Raw genomic sequence first — 6,675 nt, 5'->3', positions numbered from 1 at the left:
GGTTAACAGCAACATGCGCAACGGATTTCATCGGGAATGTCAAATAATTCAGCGATTTCAGCGCATCACCGATTCAGTATCGCACCCATGATGGATTGGACGGCGCTCTGAAAAAACAAAAGCCCGGCAATGGGTTAAGCCGGGCTTCATTCGTCATGTAATACTTATGTGGTCACTCGGGGGTGCTGATCGGTTCCCCTAATCTGATCGGCTCGTGGTGGCGTCTCGTCGACTCGACGCGCTCGATAATTCCAAGAAGCAGATTGCGCCGCATCCTCATATCTGCCGTCGTTTCGCGCAACTCCTCGCGCACTGAATGATAGAGATCCAGCAGCAACGATGAATTTGCAGGGAAGCGTTTGCGGTATCCCTGAATCTTCTGTTCGGCGGCTGCTTCAAATTTTGCAATCGTCTCGGTAAGGTCTGCGATGCTCTCGCGCACAAAAGCCTCTGCCGTCGCGGGGTCGTTTAGGTCGGCTGGGTCCATCATCTTCTCCCTTGAAGCCGTTCGCGCTTCGCTGCTTTTACGGCCTTTCGCACTTCTCGCTTTATCCGTCGCCAGTTGCGACCATTGAAGCGCTGCCTTGCCTCATAAGAAATTTGCACGCCTCTGTAGAGTTGCCCCCAATCAACTCCTGGCAAGTCCATGCGGATCAGGTAGCGATGCGGCGCTTGCATGTCTAAAATAGCGTCATCCAAAATCGGGTTCTGCTTATTCAGGATTTCAGCGACAATACTTTCCGCCGCGCTCCCGGATGCGTCGATTAAGGATGGATAGGTTTGCGATTCCTTCACTTTATCGCCTCCCTTGAAGCTGTTCTTCTGCCTCTGGCAACTCTCGCAATTCGGGGTCGTCTATGGTCAATGTAACTCCGCACCGACACGTTATCCTGGTCGGTATTACCTTCGGCCTAGATGTGATCTTGTGCTCTGTGCCGCACCTATCGCAATAGTAGATAACTGGCATTTAGCGCCTCCCTTGAAGCTGGTCTTCTGCTGGCAGAGCCGGGAACGTAGTCGTGCGCCGATACTCGTGTGCGCTCTCGGTCTGGTTTCCGTGCTCATCAAAGTAGCGGATAAGTTCGCCGCGCAATTCTTCCGCCCTGCCTCTCGGTCGGCCGCCGAACGCGCAAACGATCAAGATCCAAAGCGACTGTAAGACGAGGGATCGAAAGAATTTTTCTTCGCTCATTGCTTCATCGCCTCCCTTGAAGCTGACAACATTAGTCTATCGCAGGGTACTCGTTTTCGGGTGCCCACACGTTGATTATTGCTTTGTTCGTTGGCGCGATGATCATGACATTGCGCACTGAAAGGGCGGCTTTGTCCTCATCTAGAACTATGTAGTCGTCTGGTCGGGGCAAAGCAGACAGTTCACCCTCCCATATCTTGCGTACTTCCGGCGTGCCGCGCACGTTGCCGTGAATTTCAACCTTCACTTTACCGTCTCCCCTGCAACTGATCGTTTTCCTTCTGCGCCGCTGCTCGGCGGGCGTCAATCCATGCCGCCAAGTCCTGAAGGTGAACGCCGCGCGCGGCCTTCTGGCTCGTCTCGATCCGCACAATCGGCAAATCGATCTCGCCAGCGGTCGCCTTATATGAAAGCTTCGCGGGCGTCAGGTGGCTGAAGTAGTCGCGGCAAACGTCGTCAAGCGGAATGACCGCCTTGCCTTCATATTGAGCCATCAAAAGGAATGCTGTGTTCATGGCATCACCAAAGGTCGATTTCATAGATGCGCTTTTCGACGGCTTGCATTTCGACGGGGGTCAGTTCGAACTTCTCCCCGTCGAGGTAGGCGGTAAGCTCGTCGATCTCGCCGCCCTCTGCCGGGTAGCAATTCTCTGCGGGGCCGTAGGTCTGGGCCGGGTAGTATGGCGTCAGAGAATATTCGACTTCGACCTCGATCTGCTCGCCGTCGCGCTCGATGGTGCAAGTGGTGCCGTACATTGTGCATTGCCTCCTGGTGTCAGTAGGGCCTGAGTTCAGCGGTCGGGATGCGCGGCAGCAATTTGAACGCGGCGGCGCGTGCTGAATCATGTTTGAGATTGAAAGCCGCTCGGGCTTCGGAAATCTGCCGGGCCGCGAGCACGGCGCGAATGTGGGCCATGAATGGTGCCCATTTCTTCGCGCTCGCCTTTAGGCGCTTGTGCGTTCGGCCTCGGCTCTTGCCCTGCGGATCGATCCAGTTCGAATAAAAAACGTGATCGAGTTGGTCGCGGCTGAACCAGATGTGATAGCGGCGGTTGGCTTTCACATCGCGCCAAGTAATGAAGACCTTGCCGCCGGTGGCGGATTTGACCTCGATGGTTGGGAATTTCTTTTTCATGTTGCGGCTCTGTGTTGCGATTTCCACAACACATAACATCAGAGCGCAATAGTCGTCAATGGGGGCAAATAAAAAGCCCGGCAATGGTTCGCCGGGCTCGGTCGTCAATCGGGTATCTCGTCGTCGTATTCGCGGCTGAGCGGGTCATAGCGGCGGGGTTGGGTCATTATCCCTTCTGCTTCCGGCGCTGGCTTCTTCTTGGTCGCGTCGAGTGCGTCGTCGATGATCCGCATAAGCTCTGCGTATTCAACGCCGCCGATATATTCGCCGATGTGCGCTCCTCGGTACAGCTTAAGTTTCCCCTTCGCGTACAGCAGGGCCGACGCCAGCTTCATTTCGAGTTCGGTCATTGCTGCCCATTTCGCTGATTCCAAAGCCCGACAACGCGTTCCGCCGTGCCATCATCCGTCGCGCAATTGCAGCCTCTACACATTACGAAGGAATTGCCTGGGCTTCCGGTCACAAGAACGGGGTCCGAATATAAAGGCTCACAGAACGGGCATGGCTTAAGTGGCTCGCTCATCGTGATGTCGCCTTCTTCGTCTTCGGAGCGGCGTTGTAGAGCGCAATCGCTTTTTGCCTGTCGTAGCCGTCATAGATATGCGCCTCGTCGACGACGACGACGCAACGGCCGATTGGCGCGATCAGGAACCGGGCGCTGCGCGACGTGTCGCTTGCAAGCTGATCAAGCTGCTTGCGCCAGTTTTCAATGTCGTCCTCGGTCAATTTCAACGTGGCGAATAGGTCTGTAGTCGGTGTGATGCTGGTCATTTTTAAATCAGGCTCCCTGCCATAAGTTTTTGATTTTCGGCCTCTGCCCGCTGGTCAAGCCAATGCTGGGCGCTGAACTTCGTCGGCTCGTCCAGGTCGCTTTCGTTGATGATCCATCGCAGATAGCTCGTCGGGACTGCCGGATCGTCGTAACGAAGTCCCTTGTGCTTCTTGCCGAACGTGATCCGCGATTTAAGCGGCGGCTCGTCGCTCCACGCGAACATTTGCGCGTAGCTAGGTGAAAGCAGCGCGAGTTGCACGAATACTGCGGCGGTCACGTAGCAGTCGGAAAGCGCGCGGTGCGGGGCGATGCTCTCCCGCGCCATGCCGAAGGGCTCGACAAGCCCGAAGTAATAGCGAAGGAACTGGTTGCTGTGGCTCGGCAGATCCGGAAGCACGCGAAGCGCAACCTTATAAGTGCAGATCCAACGCTGCGATCTAAGCCAAGGCTTTAAAAATGCGCGCTCGAAGTCCGCATTATGAGCGACGAAAACAAGCTCTGCGTCGTCGTGCTCGGTAAACGGAACTAGCGCCTGATCGATGGGCGGAGCGCCTATCAGATCCTTGTCGACGATGTGATGAGCAGCCGACGCCTCGGGAGGCATCGGCTTCGAGATAGCGGCGAACGTCGACAACGGGTTCCTTACGCAGAACAGGCCGTCGACTTTCTTCAGGTCGACGGATGCAATCTCGCAGATCTCATCTGCGCTTGGATCGGTCCCGGTCGTTTCGGTGTCGATGATGCGGACTGTCATCACGACACCTCCACATCAATATCGCGCACGTAAATCGGGATAACACCGAACAGAAACCATCCTTCGCGGGTCACGTAATAATGGTCAGATTTTCCGGTGATCCCATGCCGAGATTTCAATTTGCGGCTCATCTTCCAGATGCGCTTCGAGATCATGCCGCGACCTCCGAGTTGAGCTCGCGGTCGATTGCTCGGCGCGCGTCGCGCTCGGTCCGGCCGGTGAAGGCAATAGAAACGTCGTCGTTGATGTCGATGCGGCCTGGACCTGCGCCGTAATAGGCGCTGTCCGGATCTCCGATGTGCCTAACAATCTCATCGCGATACTTGGCGATGTACTCGTTCAGCGCTTCCCGCGTTTTGCGGGCCGTGTAGCCGACGATGCGGCTATTGCCGCCGATGACTAGCTGGACTTCGTAGCGAGTGCGGCGAAGCTCCATCTGCTCGAGAGTGCGGGGCAGAATGTCCATGATCAATGCTCCACTTCGTCATGGACCCGAACGATGTCGGCTCCGTCCCAGTCGAGAAGGCGCGGCGTCTCGCTCGTCACTTTTGCGGCTTTGATCTCGAAGACGTGGGCGGTTGCGCGCTCGCGCGCGTCGAGATCCCAAGCCTGTGCCCAAAGGTCCAACGCGGTTTGCTTGCTGGGCGCGATTGCGAACTGGTCGAAATTGTCCACGCTGATAGCGCAGGCGATGAAGTACAGACGCATTTGATGTGCTCTCCGTTGCGATGGCCGCAACATTCACACATCGATCCACACCGCGTCAATAGCCCGTTGCGATATTCGCAACGATGATGTACGTCTAGCGCATCAAGCGGGGCGGGTGTTGTGATCGAAAGAGCATCAAAAAAATCTTCACAGCACAAGATATTGCGGTCTGCCAGTAACCTTAATGGCCGCGACCCACAACATGATGTGTTTTGCGTTGCGATTGGCGGATGGGCCTCAATCGCATTGCCAACCGTTGACGGCCATGCTGTCGACCCGAGCACGGCTCGGCGCAATTCGGGCCGGGACTAATTATGGAAAAATACACGTTCGCAGATTGGCAGTCGGGCAAGTTGCCGCCGAAAGGCTGGGATTGCGCCGACGCGGTGGCTGATGGCTGGGGCAAGGTCGAGCTAGACACTTACATGCGCGAAACGGCCATGCCGGTCGACGAGTGGCGGGCGTGGCGCGCTGAGCAATTCCCTGGCGACTTTGAGAAGCCTGCCGCGCGGCCGTCGACCGTAACCCCTGCCGCGCCTCCTGCTCCTGCCGGGAAGTCTTCGCAAGATATCATCCAGCAGCTTAAGCAGACGCAGCAGGAGAAGCCGGAAGAAGCGACGGTTACGAATATCCATACGGGCGCGAGTTACCCTGCAAGCGAGTTCTGGGCCGATACGTTCGTGAAGACAGACAAGGGCGCAATAAAGCCCGGCGCTACGTTCAACTGGGCGCTGCTTCTCGAAAACCAAAAGGAAATGAAAGGCGTGCTCGGATATGACGAGTTCGCCGGGCGCGTCTCTATCGTTCGTCGGCCGCCGTGGGACAAGGAGCCGGGCGACTGGTCGACGCGTGGCGTCAACGATGTCGACATATCGCGCATCGTGGAATGGCTCGAACAACGGCAGATGACGCCGAAGTTCTCCAACGTCGTCCCGGTGATCGAGCGCGTCGCGCGCGGTCAGTCGTTCCATCCGGTGAAGGATTATCTCGCGGCGCTTCCTGCATGGGATGGCGTGCCGCGTTTAGACGGATGGCTCGAGACTTACGCTGGTGTCGAGGCAACGCCGCTGAATAGGGCGTTCGCGCGCAAGGTGCTTTGCGCCGCTGTTCGCCGCGTGCGCCTGCCGGGCTGCAAATTCGATCACGTCCTGGTGCTGAACGGGCCGGAAAATCTCGGCAAGTCCCGGCTGATCCGCGCGCTCAGTCCCGACGCGCGCTGGTTTGGTGATCAGCTTCGCATCGGATCGGACGCGAAGACGGTAATCGAACAGTCTTCCGGCAAGTGGCTGATCGAGATGGCTGAGATGATCGGCGCGGGCCGTCGCGAGGTCGAGACGATTAAGCACTTCGTGACAACGCAGTCGGATCGCGCGCGCAAGGCGTATGCGCGGACGGAAACGGAAGTGCAGCGGCAATTCATCCTGTTCGGCACGTCGAACGAGAAGCGGTTCCTGACCTCTCTGACGGGCAATCGGCGGTTCTGGGTCGTTGAGGCCGGTAAGGCCGATGTCGACGGCTTGTCCGCTGTTCGTGATCAGCTTTGGAGTGAAACGGTCGCCGCTGAGCCGGACGAAAACCTGTACCTTGAAGGCGAGCTTTACGAAGCGAACAACGCGGCCAATACAACGAAGACGGATTTCGGCGCGTGGGGCGATCTGCTCGACGGCGTTATTCCGGACGGGCAGATCAAGCTGCCGGTACGTGAGGCGTGGAAGCTGATCGGGCTTGATGAGGGCAGCTTGCATAAGATCAGCGACCTACAGCGGCGCTCGTTGCAGAAGGCGCTGGCCGGGCTTGGCTTTGATCCTGATGTTAAGAACCTGCGGCGGCGCGGGGCGCAGGTGAAAGCCTACGTTCGCGGCGAACCGAAATTTGCGAAGTGGTGGCCGCATGAGGCGGGCGATGATCCACCGCCAGCCGAGACGCTTACGACAGATTGGTGAGATGGAGCCCGCGAGAGCGGGCTTTTTCTTTGGTCGCTTTTCGTCGGCTGCTACCAGCTACGCCCTGCTACCAGCTAATTTTGAGCCGGTAGCAGAGCCGGTAGCAGCGGCAAGTTCCTGATTTTGCTGCTCTTTTCTCTCTTCTGCTACCAGCTACCAGCTATATAGGGT

At 57.3% G+C, this 6,675-nt stretch carries 14 protein-coding genes; 1 reads left to right on the top strand and 13 read right to left on the bottom strand.

Features of this window, described 5'->3' with window-relative positions:
• Positions 1 to 172: 172 nt before the first annotated feature.
• From G359_RS00260 to G359_RS00210, 13 genes are all read right to left on the bottom strand, one after another.
• Complete coding sequence (locus G359_RS00260; protein WP_045834490.1) at positions 173 to 487, bottom strand: hypothetical protein; 315 nt, start codon at positions 485 to 487, stop codon at positions 173 to 175.
• Positions 487 to 795: a phage major capsid protein gene (locus G359_RS20265; protein WP_156150629.1), complete on the bottom strand. Its 309-nt coding sequence runs from the start codon at positions 793 to 795 to the stop codon at positions 487 to 489. Before G359_RS20265 ends, G359_RS00260 begins: the two co-directional genes overlap by 1 nt.
• Positions 796 to 1,223: 428 nt before the next feature.
• On the bottom strand, positions 1,224 to 1,439 hold the full coding sequence (locus G359_RS00250; protein ID WP_045834488.1) for a hypothetical protein: 216 nt from the start codon (positions 1,437 to 1,439) through the stop codon (positions 1,224 to 1,226).
• 1 nt (position 1,440) lies between these two features.
• Entirely contained in the window at positions 1,441 to 1,731 is a 291-nt protein-coding gene (locus G359_RS00245) for a pyocin activator PrtN family protein (protein ID WP_245279877.1), read from the bottom strand.
• Positions 1,712 to 1,948, bottom strand: coding sequence for a hypothetical protein (locus tag G359_RS00240; protein ID WP_045834486.1), 237 nt, complete (start codon positions 1,946 to 1,948; stop codon positions 1,712 to 1,714). The genes G359_RS00245 and G359_RS00240 overlap by 20 nt, the downstream gene beginning before the upstream one ends.
• Before the next feature lie 19 nt (positions 1,949 to 1,967).
• Entirely contained in the window at positions 1,968 to 2,327 is a 360-nt protein-coding gene (locus G359_RS00235; protein ID WP_156150628.1) for a hypothetical protein, read from the bottom strand.
• A 104-nt stretch (positions 2,328 to 2,431) separates the two neighbouring features.
• Positions 2,432 to 2,677 (bottom strand): hypothetical protein, encoded by a 246-nt coding sequence (locus tag G359_RS00230; protein WP_045834484.1) that lies wholly within the window; start codon positions 2,675 to 2,677, stop codon positions 2,432 to 2,434.
• On the bottom strand, positions 2,674 to 2,850 hold the full coding sequence (locus tag G359_RS21070) for a Lar family restriction alleviation protein (protein ID WP_371198981.1): 177 nt from the start codon (positions 2,848 to 2,850) through the stop codon (positions 2,674 to 2,676). The genes G359_RS00230 and G359_RS21070 overlap by 4 nt, the downstream gene beginning before the upstream one ends.
• Entirely contained in the window at positions 2,847 to 3,098 is a 252-nt protein-coding gene (locus G359_RS00225) for a hypothetical protein (RefSeq protein WP_045834483.1), read from the bottom strand. The genes G359_RS21070 and G359_RS00225 overlap by 4 nt, the downstream gene beginning before the upstream one ends.
• A 2-nt stretch (positions 3,099 to 3,100) precedes the next feature.
• Positions 3,101 to 3,853 carry an exonuclease domain-containing protein gene (locus G359_RS00220; protein WP_045834482.1) on the bottom strand — a complete coding sequence of 251 codons (753 nt, stop codon included), beginning with the start codon at positions 3,851 to 3,853 and terminating at the stop codon, positions 3,101 to 3,103.
• Positions 3,853 to 4,008, bottom strand: coding sequence for a hypothetical protein (locus G359_RS20260; RefSeq protein ID WP_156150627.1), 156 nt, complete (start codon positions 4,006 to 4,008; stop codon positions 3,853 to 3,855). Before G359_RS20260 ends, G359_RS00220 begins: the two co-directional genes overlap by 1 nt.
• A complete protein-coding gene (locus tag G359_RS00215; protein ID WP_045834481.1) occupies positions 4,005 to 4,319 on the bottom strand; it encodes a hypothetical protein in 315 nt (104 codons plus the stop codon). Before G359_RS00215 ends, G359_RS20260 begins: the two co-directional genes overlap by 4 nt.
• Before the next feature lie 2 nt (positions 4,320 to 4,321).
• Positions 4,322 to 4,561: a hypothetical protein gene (locus G359_RS00210; RefSeq protein WP_045834480.1), complete on the bottom strand. Its 240-nt coding sequence runs from the start codon at positions 4,559 to 4,561 to the stop codon at positions 4,322 to 4,324.
• Between the two features lie 314 nt (positions 4,562 to 4,875).
• Between G359_RS00210 and G359_RS19530 the strand changes: the two genes are divergently transcribed.
• Positions 4,876 to 6,504 (top strand): VapE domain-containing protein, encoded by a 1,629-nt coding sequence (locus G359_RS19530; protein WP_052699120.1) that lies wholly within the window; start codon positions 4,876 to 4,878, stop codon positions 6,502 to 6,504.
• Positions 6,505 to 6,675 lie beyond the last annotated feature (171 nt).

Source organism: Hyphomicrobium sp. 99 (genome assembly GCF_000384335.2).
Classification (GTDB): Bacteria; Pseudomonadota; Alphaproteobacteria; order Rhizobiales; family Hyphomicrobiaceae; genus Hyphomicrobium_B.
Note: the sequence above shows the minus strand (reverse complement) of the source record. Positions and strands in the feature narration are given on the sequence as shown.

Excerpts from the sequence above, each read along its gene's own strand:
- G359_RS00215 (WP_045834481.1), bottom strand. The coding sequence starts at position 4,319 with ATGGACATTCTGCCCCGCACTCTCGAGCAGATGGAGCTTCGCCGCACT.
- G359_RS19530 (WP_052699120.1), top strand. The coding sequence starts at position 4,876 with ATGGAAAAATACACGTTCGCAGATTGGCAGTCGGGCAAGTTGCCGCCG.
- G359_RS00210 (WP_045834480.1), bottom strand. The coding sequence starts at position 4,561 with ATGCGTCTGTACTTCATCGCCTGCGCTATCAGCGTGGACAATTTCGAC.
- G359_RS21070 (WP_371198981.1), bottom strand. The coding sequence starts at position 2,850 with ATGAGCGAGCCACTTAAGCCATGCCCGTTCTGTGAGCCTTTATATTCG.
- G359_RS00260 (WP_045834490.1), bottom strand. The coding sequence starts at position 487 with ATGGACCCAGCCGACCTAAACGACCCCGCGACGGCAGAGGCTTTTGTG.
- G359_RS20260 (WP_156150627.1), bottom strand. The coding sequence starts at position 4,008 with ATGATCTCGAAGCGCATCTGGAAGATGAGCCGCAAATTGAAATCTCGG.
- G359_RS00230 (WP_045834484.1), bottom strand. The coding sequence starts at position 2,677 with ATGACCGAACTCGAAATGAAGCTGGCGTCGGCCCTGCTGTACGCGAAG.
- G359_RS00240 (WP_045834486.1), bottom strand. The coding sequence starts at position 1,948 with ATGTACGGCACCACTTGCACCATCGAGCGCGACGGCGAGCAGATCGAG.
- G359_RS00220 (WP_045834482.1), bottom strand. The coding sequence starts at position 3,853 with ATGACAGTCCGCATCATCGACACCGAAACGACCGGGACCGATCCAAGC.
- G359_RS00245 (WP_245279877.1), bottom strand. The coding sequence starts at position 1,731 with ATGAAATCGACCTTTGGTGATGCCATGAACACAGCATTCCTTTTGATG.
- G359_RS00225 (WP_045834483.1), bottom strand. The coding sequence starts at position 3,098 with ATGACCAGCATCACACCGACTACAGACCTATTCGCCACGTTGAAATTG.
- G359_RS00235 (WP_156150628.1), bottom strand. The coding sequence starts at position 2,327 with ATGAAAAAGAAATTCCCAACCATCGAGGTCAAATCCGCCACCGGCGGC.